This is a genomic window from Desulforamulus reducens MI-1, assembly GCF_000016165.1.
In the GTDB taxonomy this organism is placed as follows: Bacteria; Bacillota; Desulfotomaculia; order Desulfotomaculales; family Desulfotomaculaceae; genus Desulfotomaculum; species Desulfotomaculum reducens.
Map to the genome: position 1 here is coordinate 2,166,759 of NC_009253.1, position 19,840 is coordinate 2,186,598.

20 protein-coding genes are annotated in these 19,840 nt (G+C 40.8%); all 20 read right to left on the reverse strand.

Annotation, left to right across the window (positions count from 1 at the left end; all coding sequences use genetic code 11):
- Positions 1-21: 21 nt before the first annotated feature.
- Complete coding sequence (gene ytvI, locus DRED_RS10515) at positions 22-1,110, reverse strand: sporulation integral membrane protein YtvI (protein WP_011878299.1); 1,089 nt, start codon at positions 1,108-1,110, stop codon at positions 22-24.
- Positions 1,111-1,136: 26 nt separating this feature from the next.
- Positions 1,137-1,931, reverse strand: a complete 795-nt coding sequence (locus tag DRED_RS10520; protein ID WP_238442503.1) for a phosphatidate cytidylyltransferase — start codon at positions 1,929-1,931, stop codon at positions 1,137-1,139.
- A 4-nt stretch (positions 1,932-1,935) separates the two neighbouring features.
- The gene (locus DRED_RS10525) at positions 1,936-2,724 is read right to left on the reverse strand and encodes an isoprenyl transferase (RefSeq protein ID WP_041274917.1); all 789 of its coding nucleotides are present in this window, start codon (positions 2,722-2,724) and stop codon (positions 1,936-1,938) included.
- Between the two features lie 55 nt (positions 2,725-2,779).
- Entirely contained in the window at positions 2,780-2,944 is a 165-nt protein-coding gene (locus tag DRED_RS10530; RefSeq protein ID WP_041274585.1) for a 4Fe-4S binding protein, read from the reverse strand.
- Positions 2,934-3,149, reverse strand: a complete 216-nt coding sequence (locus DRED_RS10535; protein ID WP_041274586.1) for a hypothetical protein — start codon at positions 3,147-3,149, stop codon at positions 2,934-2,936. Before DRED_RS10535 ends, DRED_RS10530 begins: the two co-directional genes overlap by 11 nt.
- Before the next feature lies 1 nt (position 3,150).
- Positions 3,151-3,705, reverse strand: a complete 555-nt coding sequence (frr, locus tag DRED_RS10540; protein ID WP_011878303.1) for a ribosome recycling factor — start codon at positions 3,703-3,705, stop codon at positions 3,151-3,153.
- Positions 3,698-4,426, reverse strand: coding sequence for a UMP kinase (pyrH, locus tag DRED_RS10545; protein WP_011878304.1), 729 nt, complete (start codon positions 4,424-4,426; stop codon positions 3,698-3,700). Before pyrH ends, frr begins: the two co-directional genes overlap by 8 nt.
- A 78-nt stretch (positions 4,427-4,504) precedes the next feature.
- The gene (gene tsf / locus DRED_RS10550; RefSeq protein ID WP_011878305.1) at positions 4,505-5,158 is read right to left on the reverse strand and encodes a translation elongation factor Ts; all 654 of its coding nucleotides are present in this window, start codon (positions 5,156-5,158) and stop codon (positions 4,505-4,507) included.
- A 126-nt stretch (positions 5,159-5,284) separates the two neighbouring features.
- A complete protein-coding gene (rpsB, locus tag DRED_RS10555; protein WP_011878306.1) occupies positions 5,285-5,983 on the reverse strand; it encodes a 30S ribosomal protein S2 in 699 nt (232 codons plus the stop codon).
- A 203-nt stretch (positions 5,984-6,186) separates the two neighbouring features.
- Entirely contained in the window at positions 6,187-6,972 is a 786-nt protein-coding gene (codY, locus tag DRED_RS10560) for a GTP-sensing pleiotropic transcriptional regulator CodY (RefSeq protein WP_011878307.1), read from the reverse strand.
- Positions 6,973-6,993: 21 nt separating this feature from the next.
- Positions 6,994-8,394, reverse strand: coding sequence for an ATP-dependent protease ATPase subunit HslU (hslU, locus tag DRED_RS10565; RefSeq protein ID WP_011878308.1), 1,401 nt, complete (start codon positions 8,392-8,394; stop codon positions 6,994-6,996).
- A gap of 25 nt (positions 8,395-8,419) precedes the next feature.
- Entirely contained in the window at positions 8,420-8,950 is a 531-nt protein-coding gene (gene hslV, locus DRED_RS10570; RefSeq protein ID WP_011878309.1) for an ATP-dependent protease subunit HslV, read from the reverse strand.
- A 25-nt stretch (positions 8,951-8,975) separates the two neighbouring features.
- Positions 8,976-9,872: a tyrosine recombinase XerC gene (gene xerC / locus DRED_RS10575; RefSeq protein WP_011878310.1), complete on the reverse strand. Its 897-nt coding sequence runs from the start codon at positions 9,870-9,872 to the stop codon at positions 8,976-8,978.
- Between the two features lie 121 nt (positions 9,873-9,993).
- The gene (gene trmFO, locus DRED_RS10580; RefSeq protein WP_011878311.1) at positions 9,994-11,319 is read right to left on the reverse strand and encodes a methylenetetrahydrofolate--tRNA-(uracil(54)-C(5))-methyltransferase (FADH(2)-oxidizing) TrmFO; all 1,326 of its coding nucleotides are present in this window, start codon (positions 11,317-11,319) and stop codon (positions 9,994-9,996) included.
- Positions 11,320-11,402: 83 nt separating this feature from the next.
- Positions 11,403-13,535, reverse strand: a complete 2,133-nt coding sequence (gene topA, locus DRED_RS10585) for a type I DNA topoisomerase (protein WP_011878312.1) — start codon at positions 13,533-13,535, stop codon at positions 11,403-11,405.
- A gap of 125 nt (positions 13,536-13,660) precedes the next feature.
- Entirely contained in the window at positions 13,661-14,818 is a 1,158-nt protein-coding gene (dprA, locus tag DRED_RS10590; RefSeq protein WP_238442504.1) for a DNA-processing protein DprA, read from the reverse strand.
- A gap of 21 nt (positions 14,819-14,839) precedes the next feature.
- Complete coding sequence (gene ligD / locus DRED_RS10595; RefSeq protein WP_011878314.1) at positions 14,840-15,751, reverse strand: non-homologous end-joining DNA ligase; 912 nt, start codon at positions 15,749-15,751, stop codon at positions 14,840-14,842.
- 87 nt (positions 15,752-15,838) lie between these two features.
- Positions 15,839-17,122, reverse strand: a complete 1,284-nt coding sequence (locus DRED_RS10600; protein WP_011878315.1) for an ArsB/NhaD family transporter — start codon at positions 17,120-17,122, stop codon at positions 15,839-15,841.
- 157 nt (positions 17,123-17,279) lie between these two features.
- Positions 17,280-18,728: an SLC13 family permease gene (locus DRED_RS10605; protein ID WP_011878316.1), complete on the reverse strand. Its 1,449-nt coding sequence runs from the start codon at positions 18,726-18,728 to the stop codon at positions 17,280-17,282.
- A gap of 306 nt (positions 18,729-19,034) precedes the next feature.
- Complete coding sequence (locus DRED_RS10610) at positions 19,035-19,400, reverse strand: Na-translocating system protein MpsC family protein (protein WP_011878317.1); 366 nt, start codon at positions 19,398-19,400, stop codon at positions 19,035-19,037.
- Positions 19,401-19,840 lie beyond the last annotated feature (440 nt).

A 19,840-nucleotide genomic window follows, 5' to 3' on the forward strand; every position in this document is an offset into this window, starting at 1 on the left:
CATTTGGCACCTCAGTTAATCTTATTTCACCCTTGGGCTTTGAATTCCTGCTTTTACTATTGCTTGGATGGCAATTAACAAAATTGGGCCAACGATCATTCCTACAAAGCCTAATATTCTAAACCCAAAAAACAATGCCACCAGAGTCGCTAAGGGATGTAATCCAAGGTTATCCGCCACAACCTTCGTTTCCAACAGTTGCCTTGCCACAAGAATAACAATATATAAGACCAATAATTTTAGGCCAAAAGCTATTTCCCCAGAGATTATGGACCACACTATCCAAGGGAGTATTACCGTCCCGGGCCCCAAAACAGGAATAATATCAAAAAAGCCAATCAAAAGACCCATTGTTAGGGCATAATCTGCCCCTATTATGTATAAACCTGATATGCTAATAAAAGTGCTAATGCTAACGAGAATCCCCTGGGCCTTAATGTAGGAGATAAAAGCATTGAACACTTCTTTAATAACATGTAGACTTCGTTCCCCATAGGGTGCAGGAAGAAATTTAATCCAATGTAATGCCAATGACCTTCTGTCTTTACTAATAAAATAGGTTGCCAAAAAACTCACTATAATGATGGTTATAAAACCTGGAACAGCAGAGAAGGTACTATACAACGTATCCAGTGCAGCTGCTAAAAGATTCTGCAATGTATCCGCTATGGACCTAAAGGATTCTTGAATATAATTTGAGACACTTGGAGGTAGTTCCCCATATAGTTGCTGGAGCTTTGGTAGGGACTTTTCGACCCAATACTGAATCTCTTGAATAATAAAAGGAATACTTTTAGATAGGTTTATAAGTTCAGTAATCAATCTTAACAGCAACAATGAAATAATTGTAACAAAAAATATAATAAGCAAAAACATAGAAAGGGCAACTGCTGGTCCCCTGGAAAAATGTATTTTATTTTGCAGAATATACACCATAGGCTCCAGCAAAAAGCTAATAAAAATTGCCAGAACAAAGGGGACAATGAGAGGTATTATAAATGAGACCCCTTTAACAAAGTAAACGGATAACTTATCAATAATAAAGAACGCCACTAAAAGAAGCAGACCGGCCAAAACTAAATTCAGGGCGGTCTTTAGCCAAGCAGGCAATACGTTTCACCTCTATGATATTATAATTAAATTATAAACAAACTAACAACATAGTATACCAAGGGTGCCGTAAACAGCAAACTATCAAAGCGATCCATGAACCCGCCATGGCCTGGTATAATCTGCCCAGAGTCCTTTATGCCAGCCTGTCTTTTCAGGGCTGATTCCACTAAATCTCCAAGTAAAGCAGCTATACCAATAAGAACGCCAAGGACAACCACTATCCCCACTGAACCCCCTTGCTGATAGATACCAAAGATATAGGCTGTTAGGGCGGAACCCAAAACCCCTCCAATTGCCCCCTCAACGGTCTTTTTGGGGCTTAGTACCGGTGCAAGTTTATGTCTACCCAAAGAACGTCCTACAAAATAGGCAAATGTATCACTGATCCAAGTGGCTGCCAATAACAATAGAAGCCACATAAAGCCGTTTTCCAATTCACGTGTCAAATAAAAGAAAATTAAATTGCCTAAATACAAAACTGCAACTAAATTACCGAACACATCAACAGGGTATACACGAGGATATAAGAAGGCCATCATTATTAAACTGACTATTACCAAAAAGACATACATCAGTCCTAGGTATTCATCTTTATATAGATATGCACTGGTGAAAATAAATAAACCACCAATTTGTATCATCCATTTGGAAGGATTAAGCTTTAGTCCCTTGAGAATATCCGATATCTCAAAACCAGCCATTGTAAAAACAGAAAGAGCAAGTAACCACAGTACCCAATCACCAAACCAAGCTGCTAAAACTATTACTGGTATTCCTATGACTGCGCTTAGCACTCGCAGGTGCAACAATTTGTCCACCAACCTACTTTTTGTTTAGTCCACCAAATCGCCGTTCCCGACGTTGAAACCCAATGATAGCTTGTAATAAATGGTAACGTTGAAAATCCGGCCACATCACGTCTGCCAACCAAAATTCTGTATAAGCAAGCTGCCAGAGAAGAAAATTACTTATTCTACACTCTCCAGAAGGTCTGATTAACAACTCAGGATCCGGCATACCTGCGGTATAAAGGGAATCACAAATTAGTTTATCATTTATATTGGCAACTTCCATTTCGTTACTTTTGACCATGTTAGCAATTTTAATAACTGCATCAGTAATTTCCGTTCGTCCACCATAGTTTAACGCTAAATTTAAAGTTAGCCCGGTATTGTTTTTTGTTTTTTGAAAGGCAGCCTGTAATGCCTCCTGGGCCCTTTGGGGCAGTTCTTCCAGACGACCTATGGCATTTACTCTAACATTATTTTTATGTAGCTCTACAACCTCTTTTTCCAGATATTCCACCAGTAAATCCATTAAATAGGATACTTCCTTTTGGGGACGTTTCCAGTTCTCGGTGGAAAATGCATAACATGTTAAATATCCAATACCAATTTCTGAACAGAGCTTTACAATATTTCGTAAAGATTCAACACCCGCTCGGTGTCCCAGGGACCTTGGCATGCCCCTGCGTTGTGCCCATCGTCCGTTGCCATCCATAATAATAGCAATATGTTGCGGGAGCTTATTTCGGTCTATAGATTGAAGAAGTGTATTTTCATCGGCTGTAACCTTTGGTCTAGAAAATAGACTGGTTATCTTTCTCAGCATCATTTGAGCCTCCAATATAACAACCCCCTTCCGGATATGAAGGGGGTTTACTGCATTACTCTTCAATAATGGCTCCGGTAGGGCAGATATCCAAGCATGTGCCACAGTTTTCGCATGCCATGGTTATTTTAAATATGTCGCCCTCCTCAATGGCATTGTTGGGACAGGAATCCAAGCATGTACCACAGGCCATACACTCATCCGTTATTTTATAGGCCAATGTGTACACCTCCTTTCCCTTTCTCCTCAAACGCCACCGTCAACACCACGCACTTAGAACTCGTTAATTCCATTTTAACTACACGCTTGTTTCCATCTGGCATACCTCGATGTGGCCTGGTAATGGCAACAGTTACATCGAAACCGCAATTCCTAAGAAGGGACAATGCATTGTTTAGTTCGTACCCCAGTACATCTGGCATCATCCTAAACTTGCATAATCTCCTGTTCTTTGGCTTTTACCATTTCGTCGATTTCTTTAACATATTTGTCTGTTAATTTTTGTAATTCGTCCTGCCCCCGCTTGGCTTCATCTTCGGGAATACCATCTTTTTGCTTGGCTTTAATACTATCATTGGTATCACGGCGAATGTTCCGAACAGCTACCCGACCTTCCTCAGCCTTTTTCTTAATAACTTTAACTAGCTCAGTACGGCGTTCCTGTGTTAGCTGGGGAATTATTAAACGTATTACAGTTCCATCACTGCTGGGTGTTATACCAACATCTGATTTTAAAATAGCTTTTTCAACTTCAGGTATTACACTTTTATCCCAAGGCTGAATTACTAAAACGCGTGCTTCCGGAACAGAAATGTTAGCAAGCTGGTTTAAAGGGGTAGGCGTTCCGTAATAAGATACCGTTACCTTATCCAAAATAGAAGGGGTTGCCCGACCGGCACGCAAAGAAGCAAATTCCCTGCGTACAACATCTACACTCTTCTTCATATGATCTTCCGCAGAAGAGATTAATTCTTTAACCATTTAAGTCCCCCCCAACAAAAGTACCTATACGTTCCCCTAAGATTGCTCTTTTAATATTACCCTCGGTATTTAAATCAAACACCAATAGCGGGATTTTATTATCCATACAAAGCGAAACAGCTGTGGAATCCATTACCTGTAGACCTCGGTTAAGTACATCTATATAGGTCAGTTCATCAAACCGCTTGGCCCCAGGATGCTTCAAAGGATCCGCATCATAAACACCGTCAACCTGCTTTGCCATCAAGATAATTTCAGCTTCTACCTCTGCTGCACGTAATGCAGCGGTGGTATCGGTTGAAAAATATGGGTTCCCGGTACCCGCAGCAAAAATGACAACCCGCCCTTTCTCCATATGTCGAATTGCCCGACGACGGATGTAAGTCTCTGCCACTGCTCGCATCTCAAAGGAGGTTTGTACGCGAGTATCTACTTCTATTTTTTCCAGGGCATCTTGCAAAGCCAAGGAATTAATAACAGTAGCTAACATACCCATATAATCAGCCGTAGCTCTATCCATCCCCTTTGTGCTACCGGATATTCCACGCCAGATATTCCCACCACCAACTACGATGGCCAGTTGTACCCGATGTTCAAGAACATCCTTAATTTGACTGGCTATTGAGTATACAACTTCTGGGTCAATACCATATCCTTTTTGTCCAGCCAGTGCTTCGCCACTTAACTTAAGGATGACCCGCCTAAACTTGGGAGTTACCATTAAGGGTGTCCTCCAGTCTGGTAGTTCTGTTATTCTACAACTTTTTAAAAAATCCTTTTAAACGTTATCAAATAAATATTATGCTTTAATTTGTGCAGCTACTTCGGCAGCAAAGTCATCTTGACGCTTTTCTAAGCCTTCTCCCATTTCATAACGGACAAAACGACGAACATCAACTTTTTCGCCGATCTTGGCAATGATTTCGTTAATAACTTGCTGCACTGTTTTGTCAGAATCTTTAATAAAGGGTTGCTCAAGCAGGCAAACTTCTTTGTAGAATTTCTCAATACGCCCTTCAACCATTTTTTCGACAATTTTTTCTGGTTTGCCTTCATTTAACGCCTGTGCTCTTAAGATTTCTTTTTCTTTTTCAATCTTATCTGCAGAAACTTCCTCCCGGCGCACGAACTCAGGTTTAGCAGCCGCGATTTGCATAGCAATGTCTTTGGCTAAACCGCGAAAATCTTCGTTTTTAGCAACAAAATCAGTTTCACAGTTGATTTCAACCAAAACACCGATACGACCGCCACCATGTATGTAGGATTCCACAACACCTTCAGCGGCAATTCTACCAGCTTTTTTAGCAGCAGCAGCAAGACCCTTTTCACGCAAAAACTCAATGGCCTTTTCCATATCCCCGCCCACTTCAGCTAAAGCCTTTTTACAATCCATCATACCTGCACCAGTACGTTCTCTTAACTCTTTAACCATGCTTGCAGAAATTTCTGCCATGATCAAAATCCCCCTTTATGTAACCACCCATTTAATCTTGTGGTATTATAACCAGATTCTTCCCTTGACAAACATAAAAAAAGGTAGAGGCCTCCCGTACTAGCAAGACGCCCTCTACCTAACGTACTACTCTGCGACTTGTTCTCCCTGCTTACCTTCTAAAATTGCATCAGCAATCTTACCTGTAAGCAGTTTTACTGCCCGAATAGCGTCATCGTTACCGGGAATTACGTAATCAATTTCATCAGGATCGCAGTTTGTATCAACAATGGCCACAATAGGAATGCCAAGCTTACGAGCTTCTGCCACTGCAATGCGTTCCTTCCGGGGATCGATTACAAAAAGGGCCCCAGGCAGACGACGCATATTCTTAATTCCACCAAGGAATTTATCCAGCTTCTCTTTTTCATGGAGAAGTTGAGCAACTTCCTTTTTGGGCAGAACCTCAAAGGTTCCATCTTCTTCCATGCGCTCCAGTTCATGCAATCTATCAATACGATTACGTATGGTTTGGAAGTTTGTTAACATACCACCCAACCAACGCTGATTTACAAAGAACATTCCGCAACGTTCAGCTTCTTCTTTAACAGCTTCTTGAGCTTGTTTTTTGGTGCCTACAAACAGCAGGGTGCCACCTTCACCAGCCAGCTGTTTTACGAAGTCATAGCACTCTTCAACTTTCTTAACGGTTTTTTGTAAATCAATGATGTAAATGCCGTTACGATCAGTAAAGATATAGGGGGCCATTTTGGGGTTCCAACGACGAGTCTGGTGCCCGAAATGCACGCCCGCTTCCAGTAGTTGTTTCATGGAGATAACTGCCATAGCTAGTTACACCTCCTCCCTCATTGTTTTTAATCCTCCGTCATCATCATCTCCGGCAAGACCTTAACAAAGGCAACCTTGCTCAAATCCAATAACGTGTGTATTCAACACCAGATGTTATTTTAGCATAATCAGACAACCTGCGCAAGCAATTATTCCGTAATAAAAACCACAGTTTGCTTGAAACTGTGGTTTTTATTACTTTAATTGTGCTTCAGCCTTTGCAGTTCCTCGATCAAACGATCGTTTAACACCCGAATGTAAGTACCCTTCATTCCCAAGGATTTGGACTCAATCACCCCAGCGCTTTCAAATTTACGCAATGCATTTACAATAACTGACCGCGTGATACCCACCCTATCAGCAATCTTGCTGGCAACCAGGACCCCCTCGTCCCCTTCCAATTGTTCAAAAATGTGTTGAACTGCATCTAATTCAGAGTAAGATAAGGTACCGAGGGCAATTTGTACAGCTGCTTTCTTCCTTGCTTCTTCTTCCATTCTTCCTGCCCTTGCACGTAGAATTTCCATAGCAACTACCGTGGCACCATATTCGGCCAAGATCAAGTCCTCATCAGTAAAGTTTTGGTTAAACTTAGCCAACACCAAGGTTCCTAAACGTGAACCAGCACCTACAATGGGAACCACAGTGGTAACTTTGTTTTGACCCTTACACTTTTCTTCCTCAAAGAATACACATGCATCATAGGTCTGGCAGAAGTTTGCATGGGTTTCACTAACTCCCAAAAGTCCTTCGTTGTATTCCTCAGGAAAACGTTTGGAACCTTCAACAATATCTTTCATAATATCACAGGCAAACTCTGGCATAAATTTGTAGCCAAGGGCCCGACCACGACGGTCAATAATATAGCAGTTTGCCTCAATGTTCTCAGATAACACATCTGCGATTTCGCCAAAGTCAACAGGATAACCAGCAGATTTCTGTAATAGTTTATTAATTGTACGTGTTCTTTCCAATAAGGTCTTCATTCTGTCACTCTCCCCGTTTTTTTAAAGAATATAACGACTAAGATCACGATTTGTTACAACATCCTTTAGCTTCTCACGAACATAATCACTGTCAATAGTGAGTGACTGTCCATTAAGTTCTGGAGCCTCGAAGGAAACATCCTCCAATAATTTTTCGAGAATGGTGTGCAACCGCCTTGCTCCAATGTTTTCATTTTGTTCATTTACAGTATAAGCAATATCGGCAATTTCTACAAGAGAATTTTTAGAAAATTCAATTTTAAGTCCTTCAGTCCCTAATAACTCAGTGTATTGTTTGATTAAGGAGTTTTGCGGCTCTGTTAAAATTTGTTCAAAATCACTTCTGCTCAGGCTTTCTAACTCTACCCTGATGGGAAAACGTCCTTGTAACTCTGGAATTAAATCAGAGGGTTTTGCTATATGGAAAGCCCCGGCTGCTATGAAAAGGATATGATCTGTCTTTACAGGGCCATACTTTGTCATTACTGTGGATCCTTCCACAATAGGAAGGATATCCCTTTGTACGCCTCCACGTGATACATCTGCACTACCAGTGGTCCCTTCCCTTGTAGCAATTTTATCAATCTCATCAAGGAAGATAATCCCATGATCTTCTGCACGCTTCACCGCCTGTGCAGTCAATTCATCCATATCGATCAATTTCTGAGCTTCTTGCTGGGTTAATATCTTGCGAGCCTCTTCTACAGTGACCTTGCGTTTACGTTTTTTCCTTGGGAAAATACTCCCTAACACGTCTTGCATGTTAACGCCCATCTCTTCTACGCCACTGTTACTAAAAACCTCAAGCATAGGTGTGCTTTGATCTTCCACTTCAATTTCTAGATAATCTTTTTCTAACTCACAGCGGGACATTTTTTCCCGTAGAGTTTCCCTCTCAAACTTAATCCTACTATTTTGCTGCTCCCAGGATTTATCTTCCTGTTGAGTATCCTGCACCCCGCCAAATAGCATTTCAAAGGGATTTTTTGTTTGGGTAGGCCGGTTCGGATAGGGTGCTAAAAGTTCAATAATTCTTTCATCAGCCAGTCGCTTGGCCCGTTCTTCCACTTCTTCTACTTTTTCTTGCTTAAGCATGCGAATGGAGGTTTCGACCAAATCCCTGACCATGGATTCTACATCCCGCCCCACATAGCCCACTTCTGTAAATTTAGTGGCTTCAATTTTAACAAAAGGGGCTTTTACCAGTTTAGCTAAACGACGGGCAATTTCGGTTTTACCTACGCCCGTTGGGCCAATCATTAAAATATTCTTCGGTACAACCTCATCAATCAAATCTTCTTTCAACTTACTGCGACGGTACCTGTTTCGCAAAGCCACAGCCACTGCTTTTTTGGCTTTTTCTTGGCCCACTATATATTTATCAAGCTCTCTTACGGTTTGTCGTGGCGTCAGGGCTTCCATTGGCTCCACTCCTTTGATACCTAAATTAAATTTCCTCAACAACAATATTTTTATTAGTGTAGACACAAATATCTGCGGCCAAATTTAGAGCCTCATAGGTTATATCTTTAGGCGAAAGATTGGTGTGTTTTGTGAGTGCTCTGGCAGCTGCCAATGCATAAGGACCGCCGGAACCTATGGCTGTTACTCCTTCATCCGGCTCAATAACTTCTCCGTTACCTGACAAAACCAACAGATGTTCTTGATTGGCCACAATCAGCATGGCCTCCAGCGTGCGCAGGTATTTGTCAGTACGCCAGGCTTTGGCCAATTCCACAGCAGCCCTCATTAGGTTACCATGATACTCTTCCAATTTTCCCTCAAACTTTTCAAATAGCGTAAAGGCGTCTGCCACCGACCCGGCAAAACCTGCCAAAACTTGACCATTATGCAAGCGTCTCACTTTTCTGGCAGTATGTTTCATGATCGTATTTTGTCCAAAGGTAACCTGCCCATCACCGGCTACGGCAACCTTGGTACCTCTCTTTACAGCAACAATGGTCGTTGCGTGAAACATCAGCATCCCTTCCTCTTTTCCAAAGCTACGCCCTTGGGTGGCTCATTTTATAAACTCGCTTAATTTTTTTCTTTGTTACGTGGGTGTAGATCTGAGTTGTTGACAAAGAAACATGCCCAAGTAACTCCTGAACACTGCGTAAATCTGCTCCGTTATCCAGTAAATGAGTAGCAAATGAATGACGAATTGTATGGGGACTAACATTTAATTTCATGCCAAGTCGTTGGCAGTATTTATCCACTATTTTTCTAATACCCCTATCACTTAACCGAGTCCCTTTATAGTTAACAAAAACAGCCTCACAGTCTTTTATTACCATTTTAGGTCGAGCATTTCTACAATATTCTTTCATTGCTGCCACTGCACTTTGATGGAATGGAACGACCCGTTCCTTAGATCCTTTTCCCATTACCCTGATATATCCCCTGGCCAAATCAATATTGCTAAGATCTAAAGCAACCAGTTCTGACACACGTATGCCAGTGGCATAGAGCAACTCCAGCAGCGCCCGGTCCCTAATGCCTAGAGGAGAATGATCTGGTGCTTCCACCAGTTGTTTCGTCTCCTCCTGGTATAAGAACTTAGGCAATCTTTTCTCCCGTTTAGGATTAGCCACCCGTAGCATCGGATTGGTATAGGCTAACCTTTCATTATAAAGAAATTTAAAAAAAGCTCTCCATGAAGCAAGTTTTCTGGCCACCGTTGCTCTACTTAAGTTTTTTTGTCTTAGATAGGCCAGAAATTCCCTTACCAAACTACTATTAATTGATGCGTGATCCATTTTTTCAATTGGTTTATTTAAGACAATTGAAAAGTAATCCAAACCATCAAATAAATCTTTCTGGTAAGCCTCAATGGTATGAATAGAAAAATTTTTTTGTACTTTTAAATAATTAACAAAGTTATCTATTAAAACATACATAAATATCCCAACTATTTCTTTGTCGAAATATGACACCTAATAAAATATATCACAAGCCCTTTTGAAATTGCAACTACCTTTTGACAATTTAATTATTATATTGTTATTCCCCTATTGTCTCTTATATATCACATATTTTTTCTTTTTCAATCCACTCCTTCAATATTTCAAGAGCTCGCTCTGCCTGGGCACGACCCCTTTCCCGCTTGCCTTTAAGCCGGACAGTAAGCTCTGGAAACAGACCAAAGGTAACATTCATTGGTTGAAAGTTCTTTGTGGAAGCAGTGGTTATATAATGCATTAATGCCCCATGAGCGGTTTCTTTCGGGAAAATTAATAAATCTTTCTGTTTTGCCAAAGCTGCAGCGTTGATTCCTGCTATTAATCCTGCTGCGGCAGATTCTACATAACCTTCTACTCCGGTAATTTGCCCGGCAAAGAATATTCTTGGGTGTTCTTTCATTTGAAGGGTAGGTTGTAAGAGAACTGGAGATGTAATATATGTATTTCTGTGCATAACACCGTATCGCACAAATTCAGCATCTTCCAGACCCGGGATAAAGCTAAAAACTCTTTTTTGCTCACCCCATTTAAGATTTGTCTGAAAACCCACCAGATTAAAAAGAGTACCCTCAGCATTATCCTGCCTCAACTGAACAACCCCGTGGGGTCTTTTGCCAGTTCTTGGGTCAGTTAGACCAACTGGCTTTAATGGCCCGTAGAGCAATGTATCCTTCCCTCGGGAGGCTAATACTTCAACTGGCATACAGCCTTCAAAATGTACCTGTTTTTCAAATTCTTTTATTGGGGCCCTTTCCGCATGAATCAGTGCATCATAGAATTTTTCGTATTCATCTTGATCCATGGGACAGTTTAAATAAGCTTCCTCACCCTTACCATAACGCGAAGCTCGGAAAACCTTTGTCATATCAAGGGACTCCAGGGTCACAATGGGAGCGGCTGCGTCATAAAAATATAGATACTGTTCACCTGTAACTTTAGCTATTTCATGAGATAAAGATTCGGAGGTAAGGGGACCTGAGGCCACAATTACTATTCCCTTTTCAGGTATCTTTGTTACTTCTTCCCTGTGTATATCTATCAAGGGATGATCTTCCAGTGTCTCTGTAATATATCGAGAAAAACCTTCCCGGTCAACTGCCAGTGCCCCACCAGCCGGAACCTTGTGATTATCTGCGGCTGAGATAATTAAAGAGTCAAGCTGCCTCATTTCCTCTTTTAGTAAACCTACTGCATTTTCTATGGCAGCAGCCCTTAAGGAATTACTACAAACCAGTTCTGAAAAATAGGCTGTATGGTGGGCCGGAGGGTATTTCTGCGGTCGCATCTCGTAGAGGTCCACATGTATACCCCTACGAGCTAATTGCCATGCAGCCTCCGAACCAGCCAATCCCGCACCAATAACTGTAACCCTGTGCTCTGTCATGTAGAATAGTCCTCCTGTTGATTGATAGGGGATAAGAAAATGAGAAGAATACTGTTTATCAGCCCTTCTCACTCTTAAACCTTTTACTTCTTATTGTTTTTCACTGTCTTCTTTTTATTTCCGTTTATATTGGATGCAGCCTTTTCTCCTTTACTGGGACAATGTTCATTTACACATTGCAAAACCTTTTCTTTGCCCCGGGATTTTTTCTCCACCATCATTTCACCACATTGGGTGCATTTTTCCTTGGTCGGCATATCCCATGTTACAAATTCGCATTCCGGGTATCTGCTGCATCCATAAAATTTGCGTCCTTTCTTGCTTCGTCTTAATACCATTTCACCCTCACACTTAGGGCAGCCAACACCGGTTGGTTCTAAGAGGGGTTTTGTATTTCGACAGTCCGGAAACCCTGGGCAAGCAAGAAATTTACCGTATCGCCCAAGTTTAATAACCATATTTCTACCGCATTGTTCGCAAATTTCCTCCGAAACCTCATCTGCCACTTGCACTTTACCAATTGCTTCTTCAGCTGTTTCCAGGGTTTGGGAAAAGGGTTCATAAAAATCCCTTAGAACACCCGCCCACTGTTGTTCCCCCTCAGCAATCTGATCAAGTTTTTTCTCCATATCCGCCGTGAATTCTACATTAATAATCTCTGGAAAATGGTTTTTCAATAAATCAACAACAATGACGCCCAATTCGGTGGGATAAAACTGTTTGTTTTCTCTTACAACGTAGCCGCGTCTTTGAATGGTCTCAACGATAGGTGCATAGGTACTTGGACGTCCAATGCCTTTCTCTTCCAACACCTTTACCAGAGTAGCGTCCGTATAGCGTGGGGGAGGTTGTGTAAAATGTTGCTTAGGCGTTAAGTCTTTGGCCTGCACCTTATCCCCCTTAGCTAATTCAGGCAAAACACTCTCTTCTTCTTTATGGCCATCATCGTTACCCTCTATGTAAACTTGCATAAATCCTGGAAATTTAATAATCGATCCTGTGGCCCGGAATAGGTAATCCCCTGCACTTATATCCATGGACGTGGTGTCAATAACCGCCGATGCCATTTGACTGGCCAAAAATCGAGACCATATTAATTTATAAAGTTTGAATTGATCATTGGTTAAGTATTGTTTAATACTATCTGGGTCACGGTTAACGGATGTGGGTCGAATGGCCTCGTGGGCATCCTGCACTTTTCCTTTGGCTACAACCTGTCTTGGTTGCTTTGGTACATAGGCTGGGCCAAACCGCTCCATAATAAAACTTCGGGTTTCTTCAATAGCGGTTTCAGATACTCTAGTGGAGTCGGTACGTATATAAGTCACTAAACCTACGGGTCCTTCTTTGCCCAAATCGATACCTTCATAAAGCTGTTGTGCCACAACCATGGTCTTACGGGACGTAAAATTAAGCTTTCTCGAAGCTTCCTGCTGCAAGGAACTGGTGGTAAAGGGAGGTGCTGGGTTACGCAATCTCTCTTTTCTGGTTACGTTTGAAACAACGTATGCTGCTCCCTTTAATTCTGCTAGGATTTTATCCATAGTCTCTTGATTTGGTATTACTATTTTTTTATTCTTGTGTTTATGCAGTTTAGCCTCAAAGGGAGACTTTGCTGATTTTAAGAATTTTCCCGTCAGAGTCCAGTATTCCTCTGGAATAAACGCCTGTATTTCTTCTTCCCGATCACAAATTAGGCGTACAGCCACTGACTGAACTCGACCTGCAGATAGCCCTTTTTTAACCTTTCGCCACAAGAGAGGGCTTAAATTATAACCCACCAGCCTGTCTAATATTCTTCTTGCCTGCTGTGCATTAACCCTATCCACGTCAATGCGCCGTGGTTGCTTAACAGCAGCTTGGATGGCATTTTTAGTAATTTCATTAAATTCAATGCGACAAGGGGTTTCTTCATCTATCTCCAACAATTTGGTTAAATGCCAGGCAATTGCCTCACCTTCACGGTCCGGGTCAGATGCCAGCAGAACATGATCAACTTTCTTAACGGCAGAACGGAGTTCTTTAAGGATGTCCCCTTTCCCGCGAATTGTTATGTATTTTGGAGAAAATGCATTTTCAACATCAACACCAAACTGGCTTTTGGGTAAATCTCTCACATGTCCCATGGAAGCTTTTACTGTATAGTTTTTGCCTAAATATTTGCCAATGCTTTTTGCTTTAGCAGGTGATTCAACAATTACTAATGTTTTACTCAAATTGGTACACCTCGTTTAGAAAAGCCTTTTCAACGCTCCTCTGTAAGGAGCTGATTCTCGTTAACTTTACTGGCCCCTAACTACTTTTACTGTATCAATATTTATTATTATTTAGAACCAATTCCCTATAACCCAGCATTAATATACATTTTTCCAGGAAGGGATCTGATTAAACCTTCTATTTCTAATATCGTTAAAGCTGCTGCAACCTCTTCTGGCAACAACTTACTTAAATTAATAACTTGCTCCATCGTTTGAGGGATTTCCGATAATACTGCTAAAACCTTTTTTTCATTGACTTCCAAGGTTACCTTCTTCGATTTTTTTTGTTGACTTTTAATATCCTTTGTCTCTATCCCTAGTTCTTTCAAAATGTCTAAAGCTCCCGTAACCAAGCTAGCCCCTTGCTTTATTAACTTATTGGTTCCGGCACTTTTGGGGTTGTTAATATTACCAGGAACTGCCATAACTTCCCTTCCCTGCTCCAAAGCAAAGTCTGCCGTTATTAAAGCACCACTTTTTTCAGCTGCCTCTATCACCACAACTGCACTGCTTAATCCGCTGATAATCCGGTTTCGACTAGGAAAGTGCCATGGCTCAGGCATGGTACCCGGCGGAAATTCTGTAATAATGGCACCCTTTTCAATAATTTGTTTCATTAATTTCTCATTTTCTCTAGGATACACAATATCTGGCCCGCATCCCAGCACAGCCATTGTCATGCCATTATTCATCAATGCCGCTCGGTGGGAAGCACTGTCTATCCCCCGGGCCATACCGCTGATAATTTCTATACCTCCCCTAGCCAGTTCTCCTGCCAGGGTTTCGGTGACCACTAGGCCATAGGGAGAAGGTTTTCTGGATCCAATAATTGCTATTCCTATACAATCATCCTGTGGCAAATGACCCCTGACAAAAATGGCCGGCGGCGGATCATGGATACATTTTAGTAAATATGGATAGGTTTCATCATCAATTGTAAGAACTTTACAACTGATTTTTTCAAGATATTTTTCCAAGTTATCAAACTGAATGTTCTTTCTGCGTTGTACTAGTTTCCTAGCACCCTGGACCCCGACACAGGGAACCCCTTGTAAATCATTCTCAGACGCTTGCCAAGCCTCTACGGGAGATCCAAAATGGTGAATGATATCCCATACGCGTCGACCACTGCCTGGCAGAAGAATCTGCCACCCTATCCATCCTAAACGATTATCCAAATTACCCACCCCGGTTACTGGATTTCTACCACTTTCGGGATTGTAATTGGATTTTCCTTCCATACAATCTTTTTTTTCTAAAATTTATGAGATCAACCTTAAAATATGGCCTATGTCCTGATGCTTTCGCAAAAGATCTTGGTGTAAGTCCCCAAAAAATTTAAGCCTATTTCCCATTGTATAAATATTAAATTCACTTGGCTTTAAATGCAGTTTTTCAATTTCCTCCCACATCACTGGTGTTGATATGGGTGCACCAGCAATAGGTCGCAAACTATAGGTCCATGCCATGCTTTTACCTCTGGTATTCTGTAGGTAATCAACGTAGATTTTTCTTTTATCCCTTTTAGCTAAGGACCTCTCAATGGTTGCTTTCTCAGAGAAAGCATCTGCTACTGTTTGTGCAATTAAACCCATTGCCTTGGTTACCTGTTGAAAGGTATATACCGGCCTAAGAGGAATAAAAATATGAATACCAGTCGCCCCAGAGGTTTTCGGGTAACCAACCAGCTTTAAGTGGTCTAACGCATTTTTGATCACCAATGCCACTTCTAATACATCTCGAAACTTTGCCTCTTCTCCCGGGTCTAAATCAATAATAGCAATATCTGGATATTCTATATGACTTTGTTTGCATAACCATGCATGTATTTCTATACATCCCTGATTGGCTAACCACACCAAGGTAGCAGCATCTTCACAAATTATATAATTCACTGTCTTATCTGAATGTCGTATGGACTCTGTCTTTATCCATTCCGGAGCATAATTGGGACATTCTTTCTGATAGAAAAATCCCCCTTCAATACCATCTGGATAACGTTTCATTACCAAGGGGCGCTCTTTTATATAAGGAAGTAAATAAGGCGCAACGTCCGTATAATACTTTACTAGGTGTGCTTTGGTCAAGCCCTCGGGCCACATTAACTTATTTAAATTAGTAAGTTTTATATTTTTCCCCTCTATTCTTGTCTCTGTTGTTGATATAGTGCTCACCTTTACGCCTCCCTTCACTTTTTATATTTTGTCCCCATCTTTAAAAAAATTATAGCCCGGCAAAGATGCCGGGCTATAAAAAGAATTTTATGTTAAGTAGAAGAAATATAGATAAGTAGAAGAAATGATGATGGATACTATCATTAAGGGAAAGGCCACTTTCATAAAGCCAAGGAAAGTAAATTTCATTCCTTGTTTCTCGGCCATTCCAACCACCACCACGTTAGCAGAAGCACCAATAATTGTTCCATTGCCGCCCAGACAGGCCCCTAGGGCCAAAGACCACCAGAGGGGGTCAAGGTTAGTCATACCGCCTAAACGTCCCATATCTTGAATCAACGGAATCATGGTAGCCACAAAGGGGATATTATCCACAAAGGCTGAGGCTATGGCAGACAGCCAAAGGATTAACATACCTGTGGTAAGCAATTCCCCACCGGTTATTTCCAATGCCTTTGCGGCAATCCATTCAATGACACCAACCTCTTCCAGACCGCCAACCAGAATGAACAATCCAGCAAAGAAGAAGATGACAGGCCATTCCACAGCCTCCAAGGCATGTTCTGGTTCCTCACCAGTTAATAGCAACAGCAGGGCTGCACCAGCCAGCGCAATGGTAGCCGATTCTAGATGCGCATACTGGTGCAGTAGGAATCCGCCAATGGTTAATGCCAGAACAAACAAAGCCTTTTTAAGAAGTTTAGCATCCTTAATTTCATCATTTTCATTCATGGCTAAAATGTTTTGCTTTAACTCTTCCCGAACCACAAATTCCTTACGGTAAATCCATTTCAAAAGATAAATGGTAACAACCATAATAACTATTACTACAGGTGCTAGATTAACCACAAAATCCATAAAACCAAGACCAACGGCAGAACCAATCATAATATTTGGCGGGTCGCCAATCAGAGTAGCTGTACCCCCAATATTAGAAGATAAAACTTCTGATATTAAGATTGGCATAGGGTTAATTTCCAAGGCTCTGGCAATGGAGAAAGTAACGGGAACAATCAAAAGCACGGTAGTAACATTGTCCAATAGGGCTGATAAAACGGCAGTAATTACAGACAAGGCTACTAATATGGCTAAGGGTTCACCTTTACTTTGTTTGGCCGCCTTCACGGCAAGATACTCAAAAACACCTGAGCGCCTAGTAATACCCACAATAATCATCATCCCCACCAAAAGACCAATGGTGTTGAAGTCAATGGCTTCAACGGCCCTCTCCTGATGTAAGACGCCAGCAATGATTAAGATCATCGCGCCAAACAACGCAACGACCGTCCGATGAATCTTTTCAGAAATAATAATTGCGTAAGCAACGAGAAAGACGGTCGTAGCAAAAATGACTTGACTGTTTCCTTCCATAATATATCCCCTCTCCTAGTATTTGGTGTGACCATCAGTCCCTTATACACTGCCATGAATATTATAATCCTATCAATATCCCTTTACAAGAATGTTGTCGAAATATTTATTTTAATTTAGATACCCTGGTTTTGCAAACCAGGGTATCTAAATTAAATCAGCTTAGCACCGCAGGAATACCAATTAAAGGCCAGAAAGTTAAGGAGAGGATGGCTACCATTGCCAGAATCGCTAAACTTGCTGGAATTCCCGTCACAAAAAACTCTCCTGTGGTAAATTGTTTTGATTCATAGGCGATAGCATTGGGAGCTGCTCCTATTAATAAAAGGAAGGGCATCCCCGACATAGCTACCGAGGCATACAATACCACTTCAGGATTTACGCCCAAATATTTAGCAATAACAAGAGCAACTGGTAAACAGATAGAAATGGCCGCTACGTTCATGATAAAGTTGGTTAGTATCAATACCAAGAATGATATACCTAATAAGAAAACTAACCAGGGCGCATCTTTGATAAAGGAAAGCCAGCTTACCGCCATCCACTCCGCAGCACCAGTTTGCCATAGAGCAAAACCAATACTCATTGCGCCAGAGAACAGTAATACAATATTCCAGGGAATGGATTTCTCCAGTTCTTTAACAGTGAGTATGTTTGTTATGAAGAATACCAGCCCCGCTGCCAACAACGGAATGGAACGATCCATACTTTTTAAGGCAGGAATGTACTGTTTAAAGATAAGGGTACAAAGAGCAATACCTACTACAGCTAATACAAAGATTTCCTGTTTAGTAATTGGACCTAACTTATCTAATTCTACTTGAGCTCGCTGCCGTAGCCCCTGTACTTTTAACTTTTCTGGCTTATAGATTGTAATCATTAAAAAGAAAACAAGGAAAACAGTAATCCAGCCAAAGGGTGCTAGGGCAGCAGAAAATTCAAGAAAACCAATATCTTGGCCCGTAAATTCTTTGAAAAAACCTACTGCCGCAGGGTTACGGGCACCGCCCATCATGGTACAGATACTACCAGCACCAGCTGAGAAAGCCATTCCCATAAACAATGCTTTTCCAAATTTACTTGGTTTAGTAGGATCTCCTCCGTATAGTGCAAGTATTGACATCATAATTGGGAACATGGCACCAGCCACAGCAGTGTGTGCCATAACGTGTGTTAAAAGTGCCGTAAGTACAAATACTCCCAGTAAAATCTTTCTTGTATCTTCTCCAACTAAAACAAGCATTTTATAAGCGACTCTTTTGGTGATTCCACATTGGGTAAAAGCAATACCCACAAGTAGGGAGCCTAAAATAAACATTACAGTGGGATCCATAAAATCCCTAAATGCATCCTTTGCTTCACGGATACCAAAAACTGGCTGTAATACACCAATAGCAATACTTGTTACTCCAATGGGTATTACTTCAAAAACCCAAAAGATACCTGCCAGTAGGAAAAGTCCAATACCAGCTTTACCAGATTGTGTTAATTCAAAGGATTTCCCCATAGGGTCAATGGCCGGAGCTACCTGGGGCATAAAATAAAATAAAAGCAATACTGCAAAGCCAAGAAATATAAAAAAGTATCTTTTTGTCTCTTTACTCATCCAAATCACCTCTCGTTTAAATTAAGGTGCTTAATAATTTTTAACTTTCAGCATTTTGATCATAAACTGGTTACCAAGGTGCTAATTAGTAGTGGTGCTTATGGTGCAACGAATATTTGCTGACGATAGGAAAAAATGTACTTAACCCCCTTTCTTAGAAAATAAAAACCAACGTTATATTGGATATTTCTATGGAAATAACCAATATAACGTTGGTTTACTTTATACCTAGCCTTAGAGGCTCTGTATCACGCCTACCAACATTCCAATTTTCGACTCGCTGTATGCCTTAAAGCAATTAGCCAGTCAGTTTTGTTTTAACTTTTTCTCAAAATCTTGATTAAGAATAAAAACTTCTATTTGTTCTCCTGTCCGAATACTTATATCTCCATGGCTGCTCATCACCCGACAATTAGTAATATCTGTAATAATTTTTTCTATTTTATCTAAGTAAGATTCTCTTAGCTCCATTCTCAATTGTTTTACCAGGGCACGTCCCTTCTTACTAGTGCTGACGTGTTTTTCCTCTTTGGTCAATACTCCCTTTGAGCGAACTACAACCATATCACGACAAATCATCGCCCTTGTTATCTCCGGTCCCCGGCCAACCAACTCCCTTTGAAATTTTATAAAGGCCTCACAGATTTGTTTTTCTAATAATTGCAGATTCATGACCCTCCCCCTTTATAAGCAGTTCATAAACTATTTTAAAGGTGCTTAAATAACTGTTTTTTTAATGTAGGCTTGTTACTTTTGACACAATCCATATCAAATAAATGATACCAATACTTATTTCAAAGACAGTTGAATTAAAGAATTCTTAAAACTACCAAGTTGTTATCAAACTTTAAATAACTTCGAATTTATCTTCTTACCACCATATCCTATCATTTTTATAGCTTGGCGCTATCATTGACAAATTATTACGTCTTGTGATGACAACTCTTTGTGTCTTTAAGTTACAAATTTAAAATAATTCTGTACACCCCTGTTATTTGCTTTGTTCTACCTTTTATTTTTATTTTCTTTTATTTCCTTCTCCTAAGTAGTATTTTCTTAGATTTAAACTTTTCATCAGAAAAAAACACCGATTCTTTAATCTCATGATAATA

Bases quoted from the DNA above. Each gene is read 5' to 3' on its own strand.
- DRED_RS10525 (WP_041274917.1), bottom strand. From the start codon at position 2,724: ATGCTGAGAAAGATAACCAGTCTATTTTCTAGACCAAAGGTTACAGCC.
- DRED_RS10535 (WP_041274586.1), bottom strand. From the start codon at position 3,149: ATGATGCCAGATGTACTGGGGTACGAACTAAACAATGCATTGTCCCTT.
- frr (WP_011878303.1), bottom strand. From the start codon at position 3,705: ATGGTTAAAGAATTAATCTCTTCTGCGGAAGATCATATGAAGAAGAGT.
- pyrH (WP_011878304.1), bottom strand. From the start codon at position 4,426: ATGGTAACTCCCAAGTTTAGGCGGGTCATCCTTAAGTTAAGTGGCGAA.
- tsf (WP_011878305.1), bottom strand. From the start codon at position 5,158: ATGGCAGAAATTTCTGCAAGCATGGTTAAAGAGTTAAGAGAACGTACT.
- rpsB (WP_011878306.1), bottom strand. From the start codon at position 5,983: ATGGCAGTTATCTCCATGAAACAACTACTGGAAGCGGGCGTGCATTTC.
- codY (WP_011878307.1), bottom strand. From the start codon at position 6,972: ATGAAGACCTTATTGGAAAGAACACGTACAATTAATAAACTATTACAG.
- hslU (WP_011878308.1), bottom strand. From the start codon at position 8,394: ATGGAAGCCCTGACGCCACGACAAACCGTAAGAGAGCTTGATAAATAT.
- hslV (WP_011878309.1), bottom strand. From the start codon at position 8,950: ATGTTTCACGCAACGACCATTGTTGCTGTAAAGAGAGGTACCAAGGTT.
- xerC (WP_011878310.1), bottom strand. From the start codon at position 9,872: ATGTATGTTTTAATAGATAACTTTGTTAATTATTTAAAAGTACAAAAA.
- trmFO (WP_011878311.1), bottom strand. From the start codon at position 11,319: ATGACAGAGCACAGGGTTACAGTTATTGGTGCGGGATTGGCTGGTTCG.
- dprA (WP_238442504.1), bottom strand. From the start codon at position 14,818: ATGGAAGGAAAATCCAATTACAATCCCGAAAGTGGTAGAAATCCAGTA.
- DRED_RS10600 (WP_011878315.1), bottom strand. From the start codon at position 17,122: ATGGAAGGAAACAGTCAAGTCATTTTTGCTACGACCGTCTTTCTCGTT.
- DRED_RS10605 (WP_011878316.1), bottom strand. From the start codon at position 18,728: ATGAGTAAAGAGACAAAAAGATACTTTTTTATATTTCTTGGCTTTGCA.
- DRED_RS10610 (WP_011878317.1), bottom strand. From the start codon at position 19,400: ATGAATCTGCAATTATTAGAAAAACAAATCTGTGAGGCCTTTATAAAA.